Genomic DNA, 16,320 nt, shown 5'->3' on the forward strand with positions numbered 1-16,320 from the left:
TCATCATATTTAAATTATTTTATTTAATTTTTGTCTCTTAATTTTTTTAAAGCATCCCATCTCGGGTCACTTTCATGTTCTTTCTCTTCAGCTTCCTCAACTTCTTTCGGGCTGAACCGGTCAAGAATTTTTAAATCTTCATCACTGACATTCGGTGATATTTTTTTCATCGGGATAGAAAGCATTACATTTTCGTAGATCAAATGGGCTACATTGAAAGCATGCTCTCCGGTAGGAATCGTAATGACATCTTCATTGCTGTCATCATATTCTTCACCGAAATTCACCAGAATCCTGATTTCATTCTCAATAGGATAGTCAAAATTCTCGTTCGTGATGTCACAAACAAGTTCAACCAATCCTTTTATTTTAATCTCAAATTCTAAAAAGGTAGTGTGCTTGTCCAGTAAGACATTCACTTCTATTCTAGGATTTGTAAATTCCTGTTCAGTGTCAAATAATTGAAAGAACGTTTTATCTATCTCAAACCTGAACTCATGTTTTCCGTTTTTAAGTCCGGAAAAGCTTACGTCATAGTTTCTTAACTTGTCCATAAAATGAGTGTGCAAAAATATGCATTTTTTTTATAATAACAAATAAAATCTAAAACAAATTAATTTAAAATTTGTTTTAAAGATTTATGCTTCAGTTTCATCAGGAAGATCTTCATCTATTCCATTGTCAACAACCATTTTTCTCGGTTGAAGGCGATTGCTCATCAGTTCGGCGTATTCACTTCTGTTTTTAAAAACTTTGATCGCAGTGAAAATAGCTTCTGTAAAACTCTGTTCATCGGCAATATTTTTCCCCGCAATATCATAAGCGACTCCATGATCCGGAGAAGTTCTGATAAACGGTAAGCCTGCTGTATAATTTACCCCCTCTTCATAAGCTAATGTTTTGAACGGCGCTAATCCCTGATCATGATACATCGCTAAAACAGCATCGAAATTTGTATACTTGCTCGGCTGGAAGAAACTATCGGCAGGGAATGGCCCGAATGCCAGTATTCCATTATCAGAAAGTTCTTTAATAGCCGGTGCGATGATCTCAATTTCTTCAGTTCCGATCACACCACCGTCTCCGGAATGAGGATTTAATCCTAAAACGGCGATCTTAGGTTTCTGAATGCAGAAATCTTCTACAAGTGTCTGATTCAGCACTTTGATCTGCTTTTTGATCTTTTCCTTAGAAATATTCTCAGCTACCTTGGCAATGGGAATATGATGCGTGGAAACCGCTACTTTCAGGTCTTCAGTGACAAGGAACATCAATCCTTTTTTGTTGAACTTCTCTTCAAAATATCCGGTGTGTCCGGCATGCTTAAAGCCCATTTTTACCATTTCATCTTTATTGATAGGAGCGGTTACAAGAACATCGATGTCTCCTTTTATCAAAGCTTCAGTAGCTGCTTCCAAAGAATCAATGGCCATTTTGGTGGATTCTTCAGTAGGAACGCCCAGCTCTACGTTGACATTTTCTTTCGTCAGATTGACCATATTCAGTTTTCCTGCCTGAGCCTGCGAAGCTTCATTAACGTAGTTGAAATTAAGATTCAGCTTAAAAATATTTTTCTGATAAGTGAATAATTTCCCCGAACCAAAAATTACAGGAGTAAAAAAATCTGTAATGGTTTTGTCTTTCAGAGACTTCATGATGATCTCGGGACCGATGCCGTTGAAATCACCGATTGAAATTCCTACTCGTACTTTATGGTTTTTTGGGCTCATTTTGATTATCTTTGAAGATTATAATTTACAAATTTAGCAAAAAATAATATGTTCACAGGAATTATTGAAGCAGTTGGCATTATTGAGAAAATTGAAGAAAAAGGAAGCAACATAGATTTCACCCTGACATGCCCTTTTACAAACGAGCTTAAAATCGATCAGAGCCTGGCACATAACGGATGCTGTCTTACTGTGGTTGAGATCAAAGACAATCAATATGTGGTAACGGCTATCAACGAAACATTGGAAAAAACTAACCTTGGGAACTGGGAACTGGGAACTGTTGTTAACCTTGAGCGATGCATGAAGATGGACGGAAGATTAGACGGACATATTGTTCAGGGGCACGTTGATAAAACCGGTGAAGTGGTTGGAATAGAAAATAAAGACGGAAGCTACTTCATTACCATACAATACGAATCAGACGGAAATTTTGTGACCGTTCCTCAGGGGTCTATTACAGTAAACGGCATCAGTCTTACCGTTGCAAAAAGCGAAGATACGCAGTTCTCCGTAGCGATTATTCCTTACACTTGGGAATTTACCAATATGCAGCATTTGAAAATTGGTGATAAAGTTAACCTGGAATTTGACATCATTGGTAAGTATATTGCTAGGTTAATTAAAAAGTAGGATGTCAATTAATAAATATAAAGGATATAGCTTAAGGAACCGGGTGTTTTTCGGCTTTCTGCTGGTATGTTTTTTAAGTGTTGTGGCCACTTCGCTTGTTCCTTATTTTGTGCTGAGGAATAACTCTCTGCAGCAGAGTAATATCGATATGCAGGAGAAGACCAATGCTGTAATGAGGTATCTGGACTATGCGGTGAGCCGTACACTTGTAGAAACAAAAGACCTTCCGAAAGTTTTAGGAAATAAGATCTTTGAAATTGCTGATATCAATCAGCATGATATCGTGATCTACGATTTGAAAGGAAACTATCTGCTTTCCAATAAAGATGAAAGCCTGATCGATCAGAAAACGTTGTCTATAGAAATTATCAACAGGATCCTGGCGACTGACGCCAGGGTTGATATGACCAGGTATGATTCGGCTAAAGAAGCCAGGCTTACCTCTTCATATCTGCTTTTGAAGAACAATGAGCTTGAGCCGATCGGCGTCGTTTATATTCCTTTATATCATAATGAATCTGCCTACCTTGAGGTGCTTCACCAATATGTAAAATATATTCTTTTAGTCGATATATTCCTTATTCTTTTCAGTATCTGGATCAGCTGGGTAACTTCCAATAGCCTGGCGAAAACAATTACCAAGTTCTCTGATATGATTACCCGTATTACATTGTTTGAAAATGAAATGCGTCCTATCAGGTATTATAAAAATGATGAGCTTAATGCTTTGGCAAGAGCTTACAACAGGATGATCCTTCAGATTCAGGATCAGAAGGAGAGATTGCGCTTTAAAGCTTCTGAGGAAGCATGGAGGGAAATGGCGAAACAAGTGGCTCATGAAGTGAAAAACCCGCTTACTCCTATGAAGCTCACCATTCAGAATTTTGAAAGAAAATTTGATCCGGAAGATCCGAATATCAAAGAAAGGGTAAAACAGATGAGTAAGACAATGGTGGATCAGATCGATCTGATCGCTACGGTTGCTTCTGCTTTCTCTGAATTTGCAAAACTCCCTGAAAAAAATAATGAGGTGATCAATCTGAATACGGAAGTGGAAGACATTCTTCGTGTATTCAATGATGATAGTATTTTCATGCATGCCAATAAGAATAATATTATGATCAATATGGATAGGATTTACCTCTCCAGGATTATTACCAATCTTGTTACCAATGCCAAGCAGGCTGAAAGTGATGAAAGAAAACTGATCATCAACGTAGACGTGGAGCAGCATCAGAGAAGAGTAATTATTTCTGTTCAGGACAACGGCATCGGGATTCCTGACAATATGTATGAAAGGATCTTTGAGCCCAACTTTACTTCCAAAACCAGCGGAATGGGGCTCGGGTTGTCTATGGTAAGAAAAATGATCGAAGATTATAAAGGAGAAATCTCCGTGAAATCAGAAGTAGGAAAGGGGTCAACATTCATCATTACATTACCTACCAATTTATAGTGAAGCCTTTTAAATTTAAGCAGTTTGAAATTCAGCAGTCCAAAGGGGTCTTCCGTGTAGGAACAGACGGGGTTCTGCTTGGGGCCTTAGCGAATGTAGGGCAGGCTTCCCATGTCCTGGAAATCGGAACGGGTACGGGGCTGATTTCACTCATGCTGGCGCAAAGAAATTCGCATGCGGATTTTTTAGGATTGGATATTAATGAAGAAGCTGCCGGGCTTACTAAGATCAACTTTGAAAATGCTCCTTTTCAGGAAAGGCTCAAAAATATGCATCAGGATTTTAAAACTTTTGAAACAGAAGAAAAATTTGACCTGATTGTTTCCAACCCTCCTTATTTTGATGAATCCGGATCAGAAAAAGATAAGATTGCCCGCCAGACAGTTGAGTTAAATTTCAGTCAACTCATTACCAGGGCATCAAAAATTTTATCTGAGAACGGACTTTTATCGGTTATTATTCCTGTTGAGGCCGGAGGTATTTTTATTTCAGCTGCAAAAGAAAATAATCTGTTTCTGGTTCGCAGGGTAAATATTAAAGGCATTGAAAACTCAAAAATAAAAAGACTGGTCCTGGAGTTTTCCCCTTCGGAAAAAAATCCTGAGGAATCTGAATTTACCATAGAAAAAAGTCCGAGAATATACTCGGACCAATATCTTGAACTCACAAAAGAGTTTCATGTTTTTAAGAAAGAAGTTAGAAATTAGAAATTAGAAGTTAGAAAGGTTGCTATAGGTATTGTAATCTCTTAATTTCTGAATCTCTCAATTTTTTAATTTTGTTTATTCAAACAATTCTGAGGTATCCAATACAGATACTTTTCCGTCTTCACATCTGATCGCTTCTCCGGGGAAGTTTTGGATCATGTGGTAATCGTGTGTTGCCATTACTACCGCAGCGCCGTTTTCAAGGGCCACCTGCTTCAACAGGGTCATGATTTCGTTGGAAGTTTCCGGGTCAAGGTTTCCTGTAGGCTCATCGGCAAGGATAAGGTCAGGGTGGTTTAGAAGTGCTCGTGCAATCGCAATACGCTGCTGCTCACCTCCGGAAAGTTCGTGGGGCATTTTGTGCTTTTTACTCTTCATGTTCACGCTTCCCAGTACCTCATTGATGCGGTCTTCTATTTTTACCTTATCGTTCCATCCGGTAGCTTCAAGGACGAATTTTAGATTTTTTTCAACAGTTCTGTCAGAAAGTAACTGGAAGTCCTGAAATACGATTCCTAATTTTCTTCTTAGGTTAGGAATGTCTGAAGGTCTTAGTTTTGCCAGGTCAAATCCTACAACGGCTCCGTGTCCTGATGCTAAAGGGATATGTCCGTAAAGCGTCTTCAGAAGTGAGCTTTTTCCGGAACCTGTTTTTCCGATAAGGTAGCAGAATCTACCTTTTTTAATGTTAAGATTTACATCAGAAAGAACAGTAAAGTTTTTTTGTGCAATTTTTGCATGCTGTAAACTTATGATATTGTCTCCGGAGATATTGGTATGTGGCATAATGTAATTTTAAAGGCTATTTCTATCAAAAAATTTCAATCTCTAAAAATAGAAAAAAGAAGTCTATCTGACTTTAATTTTAATAAATTTTAACAACAAAAAATGCCTGAAAAGAAACTTCTCAAGCATGTTTTGTATATGATAATATAGAAATTATCTCTTAGCGCGTGCAGCACTTACAGTTAATCTCTTTCTGCCTTTAGCTCTTCTCGCAGCCAAAACTCTTCTTCCATTTGGCGTAGACATTCTTTCTCTGAAACCATGTTTGTTTCTTCTCTTTCTTTCTGATGGCTGGAATGTTCTTTTACTCATTACTATATGTTTAAATCGTAATTAATCTATTAATTTTCAGGTTGCAAAGATATATAAAATTTTATAAGTTACAAACTTTAATTATCTTTTTTTAAAATTATATGAGATGTTTTTTTATCAAACTTTTATAAACCCCTCATAGGAAACCAAATTCCCGGTGCAAAAATAATATTTAAATGATTTATATAAAAGCTCTATCTTTGAAAACTTAAATTTTAACGAAAATAAACACAAGATGTTTACACCAGCAGAACTTTTAGAGATCAATACATTACTTGCACCTGAAAACAAAATAGTTATCCTTACCCACTATAATCCGGATGGTGATGCTATTGGTTCCAGCCTGGGGTTGAAACATTATTTGCAGGCAAAAGGAATCCATGCTGAGGTAATTGTACCAAACGATTTTCCGAAATTTCTGAAATGGATGCCTGAGGCTAAAAAAGTGATTATTGCAGAATATAAAAGAAAGCTGGCTTCTGATATGATCTTCGGGGCAGATGTTATTTTCTGTCTTGATTTTAATTCTCCATCCAGAATAGGATTATTAGGAGACTGGCTGGTAAGGGCTGAAGGGAAGAAAATTCTTATCGATCACCATCAGCAGCCGGAAAAATTTGATTTTGTCTATTCCGATACGGTAATACCTGCCACTTCACAGATGATCTATCATTTCATTGAAGCGCTGAATGATGAAAAACTGGTGAATCAGAATATAGCAGAATGCCTTTATACAGGAATCATGACCGATACCGGAGGATTCCGTTTTCGTTCTACCAGCGCCACTACGCACAGAATTATCGCCAACCTTATAGAAAATGGAGCGGATCCTGCGATGATCACCTCCAATACCTGGGACACGAATACCGTTTCCCGCCTTCACTTGCTTGCTTTGGTGCTGGGAAGAATAGAAGTGGTGAATGATGGAAAAGTAGCTGTTTTAAGCCTTACAAGAAATGAGCTTAAAGAGTTTGGTTTCCAGAAGGGAGATACGGAAGGTTTTGTAAACTACGGCCTAAGCATTGCCGGAGTGAAAATGTCTGCATTTTTCATGGAAGATCTGTATGAAGATTTTGTAAAAATTTCCTTCAGAAGTAAAGATGATGTAGACGTTAACCAATTCTCGAGAAAATACTTTAGCGGAGGAGGACACATTAACGCCGCTGGCGGAAAATCATATGAATCCTTACAGGGAACCATAGAAACGTTCAAGAGCAAAGTGGAAAGCGAAAGCTTGTAAGAAGGCCGAAAAGATAAAAACAAAGTCTGTGTTCAGATGGAAGTTGTTGTATTATAAACGCTCTGATTCTTCAGCTCTCAAACCTTTCCTGTATCCTTTCTCTTCAAGCTCCTGACAGGTATATTCATACACCTGCTGAAACATATCATCTATATATTTCTTATTGAAAAGGCTGAATTTCGTCATTTTCGGAGGGTCCAGGAATATATTACAATGTTTTGCCTTAGAATAAACCGATTTGGCAATGGCCAGGTGAAGAATCCGGTCGAATTCCTTCATCAGGCTCATTTTGTTGAGTTCATCATAGCTGATCGAGTTGACATGGGAGGCAATCAGAAAATCACATTTGTCAATAATAGGTTCAATAGGAAGATTGTCAAGGACGCCCCCATCCACATATATTTTTTCTCCTATTCTGACAGGGGGAAGAATAAATGGAACGCTTGATGATGCCAGTAAAGGCGTAAATAATTCTCCCTCAGAAAAGAAGTCGACAATGCCGTGGGTCATTTCCGTCGCGGCTACATAAACAGGAATTTTCAGGATATTGAAATTATCCTCCGGAAAATAGTCTTTGAATAGCTTTAAAATAAAACCTGAGCTGAAAATTCCGTTTTTAGATAATTTCAGGGCAGACCTCGAAAAAAAAGTAGTCCGTCGCACAATCTCCATCATTTCATCCGGACTTTTTCCAAAGGAATAAAAAGCACCGATAATAGAGCCTGCGCTGGTTCCTGAAATAATATGAGGTTTAAGGTTGTATTCTTCCAAAGCTTTCAGGACGGCAATATGGGCAATCCCACGCATTCCTCCGCCTGAAAGTGTAAGCCCGATAACCGGTGGTTTCTTTTTTTTGAACGAGAATAAACCCATTGAAACAATTATTCTCTACTAATATACAGGATTTTTTATAAACACTGACTAAGGTTCATCACACTCAGAATCGGTCCTAAGGAATAGAGAATAGAATGCTTTGTTCATCTTTTCATCAATGCTTGCCCTTTTGATCTTACCATTGGCACAATTGCCCCAGCCAAAAGTGATCAGATCGATGATCGCGTAATCCTTTTTGTCCGGTGAATTCAAATGATCATTGAACTCGCTCATGATTCTTTCCGGATCCGCATTGTTTTTGCTTGCTTCTTCCCGGAGCTTTCTCCATTCCTCAACCATTTGCTCGTCACTTGAATTTAAGGCTTTGGCGAAATTCTGACATGTATTGTTCTTAAGGAGGATAGAGGGATCAGAATAGGCTGCTATTCGTATCTTTTCCATTTCATACCGTTGTACAAGAGCCTCATACTGTACTTTTTTTACGTTTTGCCAATATGGTATATTGACGATCTTAAGATTCTGAATCAGCTTTTTTTTCTCTGCAAAATCCTTATCGAGCTTTGCCAGGATCTGATCTTTATTATCTCTTATTTCCTGCAAGCCCCGTAGGTTAAATACAGATGGAGTGTCCAGCAGAGATCCGCTCAGCTCGAACCACAGTTTGTAAGTTCCTTCGATTTCCTCTCTGGTGTATTTTTGACTGTCAAAATATCCCTTATTGTCACATAGCTCTGTAACAAAATTAAATATTTCCTCTTTAGGAGGAACTATGCTTAGAGTATCAGCTTTGAGCGATACAGTATCGGTTGTAATAGTAGCTTTATCAGAAGGCTTGTTCTCTTTTTTACAGCTTAAAAAGACAAGAAACAATGTGGATGCTATAACAATTCTCATAGATTTTAAAATACCAGCTTTTTAGGAAGATTATGCAACAGCTCGGTGTTGATGATCTCGGCACAGATCCCGGGTTTCTCCCAATGTCCGTTGTGTCCGCAATCCAGGATGTAGGACTTGATGTTTGTTCTGTCAGGGAGATTTCTGATCATGACATCCGTTTTTACCGCGCTGTCATGCTTTCCTGCCAGTACTAAGATTTTAGCTTCCAGATTCTGCATGATATGTTTTTTGTCTGTTCTTTCTACCATGCCTTTTACACAGGCAAGCGCTCCCATATTGTTGGTAGAAAGTGCCGTTTCCAATGCTGTTTCTATTTTTCCTTCCAGAATATCTCTTTCGTTTGGGTTAAACAGGTTGGGGACCCCGGCCCTGGCATAATGAGCAAAAGCATCCTGGATGATCCTGTAGCTTTTGATGCGCTGTTGTTTTTTTTCTTCATCATCGGCAAAATATGTTGAGAAAAATAAGGTTAAGCTTTTTAAGGATTCAGGATACTTTTCAGCAAAAGCCAATGAAGTATAGCCTCCCATGGAATGACCAAGTAAATGCACCTTTTCTAAATTCTGGTCATTCAAAACTTGTTTTACTTCCTCTGCCATCAGCTCCATGGTGTGAACTTCTCCCAGAATTTCAGACTGGCCGTGGCCGGGAAGGTCAATTTTTAACAATGAGAAATCTGAAGAAAGATGAGGTTCCATATCACTCCATATCGATAGATTTTCCATAAAACCGTGGAGGAGCACTAACGTTTCTTTTCCATTTCCTTTTCTTTCAAAGTTCAGCATGATTCCAAAAATTATAAAGGTTAAAAATAATACAGCAAATGATCTGCTGTGGTTCAATTTTACTTTCAAATGTAAACAAAAAAGAGCATTTTTAAAATGCCCTTTATTTTTATTGAGTTAATTCTTTGTAAACTTTTGTTTCCCAAGGCTTAATGTCGGTTACTCCATACCTTTCTTTTTTCGCAATGGCGATATTGTCCAGCATATCTACAAAGTTTTTGTAGTTGGCCTCATCGGTAGGTTTGATGATCACCGTGAATTTTTCAGGAGCCGGAGCATTTTTATAAGCCTCAGAAATGATTTTTGAGATTTTGATTCCACTGAAATCAGTTTCTTTGAGATTGCCTGTATTAAGATCCTTCTGGTTGCTTTGATGATAAAATACACGGTTGTCTTTTCCAAGGATAAAAGTGACCTGGTTTTTGTCTTTGATGACTGCTTCGTCAATAAATGGTCTGTCAGGACCTTTTGCGGGTAATCCCAGATCCATTACATTGGGTTTGGTAAAATTGGTTGTGAACATAAAGAATGTGATGAGCAGAAACCCCAGGTCAACCATAGGCGTCATGTCTACTCTGATCATTTTTTTCTTTTGCTTGCTGCTCTGTTTTTCTTGTGCGATTACTTCAGCCATAATTACTATTTTAAATGTTAAACGGTATTTGATGAAAACTTTAAAAACCCGATCGTGATTTTGAAGAGTTGATACAAAGTTGATGCCTAAAATTGAAATCCGTTAATAATTTTTCATTTTAATTAAATAATTATACTTAAATACTGTTAAAATGAAAGTGTTAAAGTGATCGGTTGAATAAGGAGGAAGTATTAATTTAATCTGAATTCGGGATAAGAAAGAAAAGGGTTTAAGTCAGTAAGCGGGAACCCGTTATCTGATTATGCCATTGATTGAAATAAAAAAACTCACACGGGAAAGTGTGAGTTTTTGAATGATATGTAAAAAATTATTTACTTTTTTTATAGTAATTGACACCACATTCAAGGAATTTTTTGAAATCCTCTTTTGGCATATATCCTGAAACCGGAGTGTTGATCACTTTGCCTTCAGGAGTTATTAAAACATAGTGAGGCTGGGAGTTATTGTTAAAGTTTACCTGCTGGAATAAGCTCCATCGGTCACCAATCGTTTTCACTTTTTTGATCTGTCCGTCGCCAAGGTCGATTTTTGTTTTCTGATCTTCAGGAAGCTCTTCTTTGTCATCCACATATAGAGAGGCCAGCACAATATCGTTTTGAAGGATCGGAAGTATATCCGGCTCACTCCATACAAACTCTTCCATTTTCCGGCAGTTTTCACAACCATACCCTGTGAAGTCAATTAAGATAGGTTTGTTCTCTTTTTTGGCAATTTCTATTGCTTTGAAGAAGTCATGTTCCGGGTGCATTCCTAAAATACCGTCTTTTTCATCATGGAAATAGCTTACGTTTAATGGAGGTAAAATACCACTTAACAGCTGAAGTTTCGGGCGGTCAGACGGGATTAGTCCCTGGACCAGGTAGATTACAAAACCGATTCCCAGTACTCCTAAGATCTTTCTTGTAATAGATATCTTAGGCTTTTTATCATCATGCGGGAATTTGATTAAACCAAACAGGTATAAAGCCAATCCCAAAGCGATGATGATCCAGATGGCAATGAAAAGCTCTCTTTTTAAGAAGAATGTCTTGGATACAAGGTCCGCCTTAGATAAGAATTTCAAAGCTAAAGCCAGCTCTACGAAACCTAAAACTACCTTTACCGTATTCATCCAGCCTCCGGATTTCGGAAGGCTCTGCAAAGCCTGCGGGAATAAAGCCAATAGTCCGAAAACAATAGCCCATGCCAGTCCAAACCCTGCCAATGCGAATGTCAATAACATCGGAACATTTGAAGAACCCGTTACCGCACTTCCCAGTAAGCTTCCTAAAATAGGTCCTGTACAGGAGAAAGAAACAATCACCAATGTCAATGCCATGAAGAAAATACCGATGATTCCGCCTGCTTCTTCTGCTTTCGAAGATTTATTGGCAATTGAGCTGGGTAAAGTAATATCATAATACCCGAAGAAACTTCCGGCAAAGAAAATAAAGATGATAAAGAAGGCGATATTCAGCCATACGCTTGTAGAGATCTCATTGAAGATGTTTCCTGCGATTCCGTCAATAACATGGAAAGGAATACTTAGTAAAACGAAGATCAGAAGAATGAAAAACCCATAAATAAGAGCATCTCTCTTCCCTTTTGCTTTGTTTTTGCTGCCTTTTGTAAAGAATGAAACCGTCAATGGGATCATTGGGAATACACAAGGAGTCAGCAAGGCGATTAACCCTCCGATAAACCCTAAAAATAAATACGTCCAGTAGTTTTCATCCACTTTGGCAGAAGCCGTTCCGCAGTCAGTTAAAGGATTTTTGAAATCTATGGTTTCAATTTTCAGCTGTTTGGGATCCAGCTGTGAAGTTTCAGTGACTGTAACTCCTGTTTTTGAAGGACTTTCAGTAACTGTTTCAATTGTTTTTACCGAGTCTTTTGCGGGCTCTGTGGTTGCTTCAGGAGCAGCTTCTTCAGTAGCTCCTTTTGGAGTGACCTTCTGGTTGAACTCCAGCGTATTAGGAGCCAGACAAACTCTGTCATCACAAGTCTGGTAGGTGATCTCAGAGGTAACATCGGCGGGTTTTGCAGGATCTTTTAATTTGAATTTTTGCTTAAATCCGGCGGTATTGGAATAATACACGATGGTTCCCCCGAAAGCTTCTGAAAATTCCTCATGCTTTTTACCTGTTTCAGTAAATTTTCCAATCAGCTCGATATTTTTACCGGTAACCTTATATTCAGTAGGAATTCCGGTGTCTTCCGGTAAATCTTTGGAATAAATATGCCACCCGCTCTCCATCGTTGCATTCAAAACAGCTTCGTACTGGTTGTTGCCAAGATCATTGATGGTAAATTTAAACTTTACAGGATTTTTTATCTGTGCGTTAATTCCCGTTGCTAAAAATAGTAGAATTAATAAAAACCAATTTCTAAATTTCATTGTTCATTTCATTAAAAATTTTGAGACTCCATTTCGTCTTCTCATCCTTTGCGTATCTTCTATCCTGTCTGAAAGGTATGATCCCAAGCACGGAATCATTGTTATCAGTCAGTATCCAGATTTTTTGCCTTGCTAAAATAGATAATTTTTCGTCCCTAAAAAACTTAGAAACTTTCTTTTTCCCTGAAAACCCCACCGGGTAAAACTCGTCTCCATCCCTTTGTCTTCTTAAGCGCAATGGAAACTGAAGTTTTTCAGCATCAAAATCCCACTCAAAACCTTTATTGATTCCATCAATGTTTTCAATAGAATCGCTGAGGTTGATGTTGAGGTGGTTTTCAGAAAAATCAAAATGATCGATCAGTTCCATTTCGTTTCTGATCTCCCGTTCTTTATTGTTTTTGATGAAAATCAATTCATCCCGGTTGACGATCAATTGATATTCTTTTGAAAAAAAAGAACTGTTGTTTTCGGCTTTAAAAATTTTAGGAATCTCCTCTTCCTGATTGAATCCGTATTTTTTTAAAATTTCAAACTTTACAAAATCGCTTTCCTGATCAAGCTTTCCTTTTGATAAGATTTTATGGTCCGAGTTAAATATAGCAAGCTTATTTTCTATTTCCCCGATCTGTTTTTGAACAAATTCTTTAGTCTGATTCAAATAGGAGGAACTTTTTTTGAAATTTTCCAGAAAATGATCGTTGGTCTCCAATAATGCAGGAACGATCTTATTTCTGATCTTATTCCTCAGGTAGTCACTTTTTTTGTTCGAGAGATCTTCCCGGAATTCAATATTGTTCTCTTCGGCAAACTGATAAATTTCCTTTTTTGAAAAATCTAAAAGAGGCCGGAGAATATGATTATCATTTGAGGGAATACCACTCAGCCCGTTAATACCAGACGCTTTGGAAAGATTAATGATGAAAGTCTCCAGCTGATCATTCAGATGATGGGCAGTAACAAGAAATTTCAGGTTTTCTTTTTCCTGAACTTCTTTGAAAAACCGATAACGAAGCTCTCTTGCCCAAAGCTGAATGGAATTTTCCGGTCTATGATCCTTTTCAGAAACTTCATACAGGTGAAATTTTACATGATTTTTCTCACAAAAATCCTGTACGACCTTTTGATCCAGATCTGAATCTCTGCCACGAAGTTTATAGTTGATATGGGCGATCTGAAATTCATATTCAGAATGGTTCCCATTATTTCTTAAATCCCTGAACAATGAGGCAAGGACCATAGAGTCTGCCCCTCCGCTTACCGCTAAAAGATAAGTGTGTTTTTCCGGTTGCTGAACAAGGCTTTCCAATTGATTTTTAAAGCTTGATTTTTTCAACATATACGTTGAGAATTTCTTTTATGCAAAGATAACCGATATAAATCAATTGAATTTTCCTAACTTTGATTGATCTAAAAAAGATTATTTATGAAGATTTTAAAAATTGTAGCAGTTTCTGCAATGGCACTGGGTATGACATCTTGTGTAAGCAAGAAGCAGTATGATGCCCTGAGCATAAATTATAAGCAGTGTATTGAAAACATCGGAGAAAGGCAAAGAGAGATCCAGGATCTGAAATCTCAGAATTCAGCATTAGCAGGTGAGAATAATCTCCTGAAATCCCAGCATGATGCTCTAAAGTCATCTCTTGACGCATGTCTGTCCAATACAGGGAAAAGTTCTGCTAACATTGATAAACTGGTAGGCGAGATCAACGCTTCCAATTCATATATCAAGCAGCTGATATCAAGCAATGCTAAAAACGACAGTTTGAACCTTGCCCTGTCTAACAAGCTGAAGAGATCTTTGGATAATGTATCGGACGAAGACGTACAGGTGAAAGTATTGAAAGGAGTGGTGATGATCTCCCTTTCAGACAAAATGCTATACAAAACGGGAGATTACAATATCTTGCCGGCTGCTCAGGAAGTACTGGGTAAAGTAGCAAAAGTAATCAATGATTATGATAAATATTCAGTATTGATCGAAGGTAATACGGATAATGCTCCACTCAACTCTCCGAATTTACCGAGAGATAACTGGGATCTTTCAGCGCTGAGAGGTACATCCGTTGCTAAAGTTCTTCAGGCTCAGTTTGGGGTAGATCCTGCAAGAATTACTGCGGGAGGACGTTCTGAATACAACCCGAAAGCTACCAATATGAGTGTTTCCGGAAGAGCAGAAAACAGAAGAACGGAAATCATCATTATGCCTAAGCTGGATGAATTTATGAAACTGATGGACATCGCTCCAAAGAAATAATTACTGAATTACACAGTAAAAATCAGCTGTCTCGGTCTTGAGACAGCTTTTTTATTTTATCCCGGCACGAATGTCTCTTTATTCATGTGGTTTTTATTCAATAATCTGTTGAGTGGAAGTCTTTTTTGATAGGCTTTTTGAAGGAGAATAACTCTTTTTTTGAATAGGCTGCTCAAAATAGAAATTAGTCATATTCCAGATGATCATAATTGCTGAAAAATAGTATAGATTAAGGACAAGGGCAATTCCGATATGCATAGAAACAGTCAGGAAGAGCCATGTTTTCTGTGTCGGTTTATACCAGATAAAAAACGGATAGCACATTTCTATGAGGATCGTACCCCATCCGATAAGGATTAAAAGATAAGAATGCTCCGCAAGCCATGTAAAATCAATGCTAAGATCCCTGTTGGAATAGGGGAGATGAATCGCTTTCCAGATGGATTCACCGTTCCACCAGTTGAATCCTAAAGCCTTATCAAGACCGGAGAAGAAATAGGCAATAGAAATGTGGATCTGAAATAATCTTTTAACCGGAGTAAGATTAATAGTTACAGGGTTTCTATTAAAAATTAAATTTTTGAGGGAAAAACTGTTGTCAGCGGGGAAGAGTATCAGATAGAATAAAGACATGCTCGTGAAAAAGTCAGCGCCATAAGCAAAAAATGAGCTTCCCTTTAATAATGCGACCTGCAGCAGGAGTAATAAAAACGAGGATGCTCTGGAATAAAATCCTGTGATAATGAAAATGCACAACGTAACAAATGATACCTTGGTAATGGTTATCGTTGTAGCTTCTTCAATACCTGAAGAACTTAAAAAACTAATAATCTTCGGAAAAGTAATCAGCCAGTCCGGGGTAAAAACATTCATAATGTCCTGTGGAATAATGCTGTTGCTTGAGAACAGCTTGTCAAAATCAGGCATCACCGCTACGAATTGCAATAGGATAATGATTCCTATTGAAACCCGGAAGAAGCTTAGGAACTCTGTTTGATTGTCCCGTTTAAAGAAGAAATTTTCCGTTTTTGTGTATATCAGATTCAGTGTTTTCATCATTTTAATGTTTGAATTCATCTATCAGAATAAAGTTTTCATTCGTTTTTCCCCTTTTAAAGTCTGCAACAGTAGGATAGTCATACAGATAAAGACGTGTAGTGACATGGGAGGCTTTGGGGTTTTCTTTCATAACGTTGCCTGCGATCTGCTGTATGATGAGGTCCAGATATTCGTAATACTTACGGTCATGTCCATTTTTGTCAGAGATCTTATCAAGAAACATATTGAAGACAGTGGTATATCTTACCCTGCTTTCTTTACTGTTGAAGGAAGGCAGAATTTTTTCTTCCAGAATATTTCCGTTTTTATCCTTCAGTTCAAAGCTCATCACAAAATCACTGGCAACGTTGGGAGCATAAAAACCATAGCCTGTATCAAAACCTGTATACGACGCGAACATGCTGATGGGCTGTGATTGAGTGATGCTCTCAGAAATGGTATATATCAGTGGCTTCTGATAGCTTTTGTTTTCATAATAAAAACCATAATAGCCATCGAATGTGCCTTTCAGGCCGACGATGAAGACTAATGACAGCAACAGAAAAATTCCGGATAGCTGAAGTTTTCTTTTCATGGTAAAAAGATTTTA

The 16,320-nt window shown here is 37.8% G+C and carries 17 protein-coding genes; 5 read left to right on the forward strand and 12 right to left on the reverse strand.

What is annotated here, in order from left to right; genetic code table 11:
* Positions 1 to 23 precede the first annotated feature (23 nt).
* Positions 24 to 554 carry a YceD family protein gene (locus AC4IF5_RS04355; protein WP_490732041.1) on the reverse strand — a complete coding sequence of 177 codons (531 nt, stop codon included), beginning with the start codon at positions 552 to 554 and terminating at the stop codon, positions 24 to 26.
* Between the two features lie 84 nt (positions 555 to 638).
* The gene (gene pdxA, locus AC4IF5_RS04360) at positions 639 to 1,730 is read right to left on the reverse strand and encodes a 4-hydroxythreonine-4-phosphate dehydrogenase PdxA (RefSeq protein ID WP_490732043.1); all 1,092 of its coding nucleotides are present in this window, start codon (positions 1,728 to 1,730) and stop codon (positions 639 to 641) included.
* 48 nt (positions 1,731 to 1,778) lie between these two features.
* Between pdxA and AC4IF5_RS04365 the strand changes: the two genes are divergently transcribed.
* From AC4IF5_RS04365 to AC4IF5_RS04375, 3 genes are read left to right on the forward strand one after another with little or no spacing between them, the layout of a single operon-like run.
* The gene (locus AC4IF5_RS04365) at positions 1,779 to 2,363 is read left to right on the forward strand and encodes a riboflavin synthase (protein ID WP_490732045.1); all 585 of its coding nucleotides are present in this window, start codon (positions 1,779 to 1,781) and stop codon (positions 2,361 to 2,363) included.
* Between the two features lies 1 nt (position 2,364).
* Complete coding sequence (locus AC4IF5_RS04370; protein ID WP_490732047.1) at positions 2,365 to 3,819, forward strand: ATP-binding protein; 1,455 nt, start codon at positions 2,365 to 2,367, stop codon at positions 3,817 to 3,819.
* Positions 3,819 to 4,526, forward strand: coding sequence for a tRNA1(Val) (adenine(37)-N6)-methyltransferase (locus AC4IF5_RS04375; RefSeq protein ID WP_490732049.1), 708 nt, complete (start codon positions 3,819 to 3,821; stop codon positions 4,524 to 4,526). The genes AC4IF5_RS04370 and AC4IF5_RS04375 overlap by 1 nt, the downstream gene beginning before the upstream one ends.
* Before the next feature lie 75 nt (positions 4,527 to 4,601).
* Here AC4IF5_RS04375 and AC4IF5_RS04380 read toward each other — a convergent pair whose 3' ends face one another.
* Both AC4IF5_RS04380 and rpmH read right to left on the reverse strand, forming a co-directional pair.
* Entirely contained in the window at positions 4,602 to 5,312 is a 711-nt protein-coding gene (locus tag AC4IF5_RS04380) for a cell division ATP-binding protein FtsE (protein ID WP_490732051.1), read from the reverse strand.
* A 153-nt stretch (positions 5,313 to 5,465) separates the two neighbouring features.
* Positions 5,466 to 5,624 carry a 50S ribosomal protein L34 gene (gene rpmH / locus AC4IF5_RS04385; RefSeq protein WP_002976260.1) on the reverse strand — a complete coding sequence of 53 codons (159 nt, stop codon included), beginning with the start codon at positions 5,622 to 5,624 and terminating at the stop codon, positions 5,466 to 5,468.
* Positions 5,625 to 5,859: 235 nt separating this feature from the next.
* Between rpmH and AC4IF5_RS04390 the strand changes: the two genes are divergently transcribed.
* On the forward strand, positions 5,860 to 6,864 hold the full coding sequence (locus tag AC4IF5_RS04390) for a DHH family phosphoesterase (protein WP_490732053.1): 1,005 nt from the start codon (positions 5,860 to 5,862) through the stop codon (positions 6,862 to 6,864).
* 51 nt (positions 6,865 to 6,915) lie between these two features.
* On the opposite strand, the gene AC4IF5_RS04395 is transcribed toward AC4IF5_RS04390, so the two are convergent.
* The 6 genes from AC4IF5_RS04395 to tilS all read right to left on the reverse strand — a co-directional run bounded on the left by AC4IF5_RS04395 (position 6,916) and on the right by tilS (position 13,751).
* Positions 6,916 to 7,737 (reverse strand): patatin-like phospholipase family protein, encoded by an 822-nt coding sequence (locus tag AC4IF5_RS04395; RefSeq protein ID WP_490732055.1) that lies wholly within the window; start codon positions 7,735 to 7,737, stop codon positions 6,916 to 6,918.
* Positions 7,738 to 7,785: 48 nt separating this feature from the next.
* Positions 7,786 to 8,592, reverse strand: coding sequence for a hypothetical protein (locus AC4IF5_RS04400; RefSeq protein ID WP_490732057.1), 807 nt, complete (start codon positions 8,590 to 8,592; stop codon positions 7,786 to 7,788).
* A gap of 5 nt (positions 8,593 to 8,597) precedes the next feature.
* The gene (locus AC4IF5_RS04405; RefSeq protein ID WP_490732058.1) at positions 8,598 to 9,380 is read right to left on the reverse strand and encodes an alpha/beta fold hydrolase; all 783 of its coding nucleotides are present in this window, start codon (positions 9,378 to 9,380) and stop codon (positions 8,598 to 8,600) included.
* Between the two features lie 109 nt (positions 9,381 to 9,489).
* A complete protein-coding gene (locus tag AC4IF5_RS04410) occupies positions 9,490 to 10,014 on the reverse strand; it encodes a biopolymer transporter ExbD (RefSeq protein ID WP_490732059.1) in 525 nt (174 codons plus the stop codon).
* Positions 10,015 to 10,342: 328 nt separating this feature from the next.
* Positions 10,343 to 12,412, reverse strand: a complete 2,070-nt coding sequence (locus AC4IF5_RS04415; RefSeq protein WP_490732060.1) for a protein-disulfide reductase DsbD family protein — start codon at positions 12,410 to 12,412, stop codon at positions 10,343 to 10,345.
* The gene (gene tilS / locus AC4IF5_RS04420; protein ID WP_490732061.1) at positions 12,402 to 13,751 is read right to left on the reverse strand and encodes a tRNA lysidine(34) synthetase TilS; all 1,350 of its coding nucleotides are present in this window, start codon (positions 13,749 to 13,751) and stop codon (positions 12,402 to 12,404) included. Before tilS ends, AC4IF5_RS04415 begins: the two co-directional genes overlap by 11 nt.
* Positions 13,752 to 13,838: 87 nt before the next feature.
* Between tilS and AC4IF5_RS04425 the strand changes: the two genes are divergently transcribed.
* Entirely contained in the window at positions 13,839 to 14,672 is an 834-nt protein-coding gene (locus AC4IF5_RS04425; protein WP_490732063.1) for an OmpA family protein, read from the forward strand.
* 93 nt (positions 14,673 to 14,765) lie between these two features.
* On the opposite strand, the gene AC4IF5_RS04430 is transcribed toward AC4IF5_RS04425, so the two are convergent.
* Together AC4IF5_RS04430 and AC4IF5_RS04435 are read right to left on the reverse strand one after the other, a co-directional pair.
* Positions 14,766 to 15,749, reverse strand: a complete 984-nt coding sequence (locus tag AC4IF5_RS04430) for an HTTM domain-containing protein (RefSeq protein ID WP_490732065.1) — start codon at positions 15,747 to 15,749, stop codon at positions 14,766 to 14,768.
* Positions 15,733 to 16,305, reverse strand: coding sequence for a hypothetical protein (locus AC4IF5_RS04435; RefSeq protein ID WP_490732067.1), 573 nt, complete (start codon positions 16,303 to 16,305; stop codon positions 15,733 to 15,735). The genes AC4IF5_RS04430 and AC4IF5_RS04435 overlap by 17 nt, the downstream gene beginning before the upstream one ends.
* Positions 16,306 to 16,320: the final 15 nt, after the last annotated feature.

Source organism: Chryseobacterium sp. UF-290 (assembly GCF_058245615.1).

What these genes read in the sequence shown, in the direction of transcription:
- AC4IF5_RS04355 (WP_490732041.1), bottom strand. Translation starts at nt 554, where the DNA reads ATGGACAAGTTAAGAAACTATGACGTAAGCTTTTCCGGACTTAAAAAC.
- pdxA (WP_490732043.1), bottom strand. Translation starts at nt 1,730, where the DNA reads ATGAGCCCAAAAAACCATAAAGTACGAGTAGGAATTTCAATCGGTGAT.
- AC4IF5_RS04365 (WP_490732045.1), top strand. Translation starts at nt 1,779, where the DNA reads ATGTTCACAGGAATTATTGAAGCAGTTGGCATTATTGAGAAAATTGAA.
- AC4IF5_RS04370 (WP_490732047.1), top strand. Translation starts at nt 2,365, where the DNA reads ATGTCAATTAATAAATATAAAGGATATAGCTTAAGGAACCGGGTGTTT.
- AC4IF5_RS04380 (WP_490732051.1), bottom strand. Translation starts at nt 5,312, where the DNA reads ATGCCACATACCAATATCTCCGGAGACAATATCATAAGTTTACAGCAT.
- rpmH (WP_002976260.1), bottom strand. Translation starts at nt 5,624, where the DNA reads ATGAGTAAAAGAACATTCCAGCCATCAGAAAGAAAGAGAAGAAACAAA.
- AC4IF5_RS04390 (WP_490732053.1), top strand. Translation starts at nt 5,860, where the DNA reads ATGTTTACACCAGCAGAACTTTTAGAGATCAATACATTACTTGCACCT.
- AC4IF5_RS04395 (WP_490732055.1), bottom strand. Translation starts at nt 7,737, where the DNA reads ATGGGTTTATTCTCGTTCAAAAAAAAGAAACCACCGGTTATCGGGCTT.
- AC4IF5_RS04400 (WP_490732057.1), bottom strand. Translation starts at nt 8,592, where the DNA reads ATGAGAATTGTTATAGCATCCACATTGTTTCTTGTCTTTTTAAGCTGT.
- AC4IF5_RS04405 (WP_490732058.1), bottom strand. Translation starts at nt 9,380, where the DNA reads ATGCTGAACTTTGAAAGAAAAGGAAATGGAAAAGAAACGTTAGTGCTC.
- AC4IF5_RS04410 (WP_490732059.1), bottom strand. Translation starts at nt 10,014, where the DNA reads ATGGCTGAAGTAATCGCACAAGAAAAACAGAGCAGCAAGCAAAAGAAA.
- AC4IF5_RS04415 (WP_490732060.1), bottom strand. Translation starts at nt 12,412, where the DNA reads ATGAAATTTAGAAATTGGTTTTTATTAATTCTACTATTTTTAGCAACG.
- tilS (WP_490732061.1), bottom strand. Translation starts at nt 13,751, where the DNA reads ATGTTGAAAAAATCAAGCTTTAAAAATCAATTGGAAAGCCTTGTTCAG.
- AC4IF5_RS04425 (WP_490732063.1), top strand. Translation starts at nt 13,839, where the DNA reads ATGAAGATTTTAAAAATTGTAGCAGTTTCTGCAATGGCACTGGGTATG.
- AC4IF5_RS04430 (WP_490732065.1), bottom strand. Translation starts at nt 15,749, where the DNA reads ATGAATTCAAACATTAAAATGATGAAAACACTGAATCTGATATACACA.
- AC4IF5_RS04435 (WP_490732067.1), bottom strand. Translation starts at nt 16,305, where the DNA reads ATGAAAAGAAAACTTCAGCTATCCGGAATTTTTCTGTTGCTGTCATTA.